Origin of the sequence: Pseudoalteromonas sp. SR45-5 (assembly GCF_014163565.1) — a bacterium.
Classification (GTDB): domain Bacteria; phylum Pseudomonadota; class Gammaproteobacteria; order Enterobacterales; family Alteromonadaceae; genus Pseudoalteromonas; species Pseudoalteromonas distincta.
Genome location: NZ_JACJDN010000731.1, coordinates 1 through 1,806 on the forward strand (window position 1 = coordinate 1; position 1,806 = coordinate 1,806).

General features: G+C 39.4%; 1 protein-coding gene. It reads left to right on the top strand.

Going from position 1 to position 1,806, the window contains the following annotated elements:
• Positions 1-377: 377 nt before the first annotated feature.
• Positions 378-1,793 (top strand): sodium:alanine symporter family protein, encoded by a 1,416-nt coding sequence (locus tag H5072_RS18450; protein WP_182694390.1) that lies wholly within the window; start codon positions 378-380, stop codon positions 1,791-1,793.
• Positions 1,794-1,806 lie beyond the last annotated feature (13 nt).

Below are 1,806 nucleotides of genomic sequence, written 5' to 3' on the forward strand. Positions count from 1 at the left end.
CGTTTTGAGTCGCTTCAGCGTCTCAAGGGATGCGAATAATACACCCTTTATTTTTCGAGTCAACACTTTGTTTTAAACTTTCTTTCGACAATTTAAAACCGAAGTTTTATTTAACTCTCTGAGTAGTTCGTGCCTCGCTATGCTTCGGCGTTTCCCGTCTCAGTGGGGTCGCATTATAGGGAGCGGCGGATTTTACGCAAGCGTTATTTGCATAAAATAGTAATTAAAATTAAGCCCCAAATAAGTACACACGATAGACACAAGTTACCCACAAAACCCTGTTGATAACTCTGTTTTTGAACTTTAAAACTAAACACTTTTATCCTGATGTGATAAGTTGCGGTCACTTTTTTAACTCATGTATTTAGGCAGTATCCATGACAGACATAATAAATAGTATAAGTGCCCTTCTATGGGGGCAAGTTCTCGTCTACTTATTAATAGCAGCGGGCCTCTTCTTTACTTTTCGACTAGGCTTTATTCAATTTGTGCAATTCCCACATATGTTCAAAGTTATGTTTGGTTCTCGTAAATGTGCCGATAACGAAATTTCATCCTTTCAGGCTTTTTGTACTTCATTAGCAGCTCGTGTCGGTACTGGCAATATGGCAGGTGTTGCTGTCGCCTTATACCTAGGTGGCCCAGGTGCTATTTTCTGGATGTGGCTTATTGCATTAATAGGTATGGCTACAAGTTTTGCCGAGAGTACTCTAGCTCAGGCTTATAAAACAAAAGATGCAGATGGTAATTTTAGAGGTGGCCCTGCTTATTATATGCAAAACGGTCTAGGCAAACGTTGGATGGGAACTTTATTCTCGTTATGTTTAATTTTAGCCTTTGGTTTAGTATTTAACGCAGTACAGTCAAACTCTATTGCTGCAGCATTTGAAGTAGCGTTTGATGTACCTAAGTATATAGTAGGCATTTGCTTGGTTATTGGTTCTGGCATCATTATTTTTGGTGGCCTAAAAACAATTTCTCGCTTTGCTGAAATGGTTGTGCCATTTATGGCATTAGCTTACCTGCTGGTTGCACTTTATGTATGCGCCATTAACTTTACTGCACTACCAGATGTGCTAGTGCTTATTATAAAAAGTGCTTTTGGTATTGAACAAGCTGGTGCTGGTGCTATTGGTTATGGTGTTACACAAGCGATGATCCAAGGTATAAAGCGTGGTTTATTCTCAAACGAAGCTGGTATGGGTAGTGCAGCTAATGCCGCGGCTACTGCGACACCTTACCCTCCTCACCCAGCATCACAAGGTTATGTGCAAATGTTAGGCGTATTTATTGATACTATTGTTATTTGTACAGCGACTGCTTCTCTTATTTTACTATCGCAGCAATTAGTACCTGAATCTGGTGTTATGGGGATTGAACTTACACAAGCAGCATTACAAGAACATGTCGGCGACTGGGGTACTTACTTTATTGCTATTGCTATATTGTTTTTTGCCTTTACTTCTATTGTGGCCAATTACTCTTACGCTGAAACAAATTTAATGTTTTTAGAGCACAACTCTAATAAAGGTATGTTTATCTTTAGACTTGTTGTTTTAGGTATGGTGATGTTTGGTGCTGTTGGTGAGCTTGGTTTAATTTGGACGCTGGCAGATATATCAATGGGTTTAATGGCCATTGTAAACGTTATAGCGCTATTTATGCTTTCAGGTGTTGTTGTATGGCTTTCAAAAGACTATAACGAACAACGCAAAAAGGGCTTAATACCCACCTTTGACAAAAGTAAGCATCCTAAACTTGCTAAAGAGGTTGACCCAGAGGCCTGGGAATAGAAAATAATCAGCG

Excerpts from the sequence above, each read along its gene's own strand:
- H5072_RS18450 (WP_182694390.1), top strand. The coding sequence starts at position 378 with ATGACAGACATAATAAATAGTATAAGTGCCCTTCTATGGGGGCAAGTT.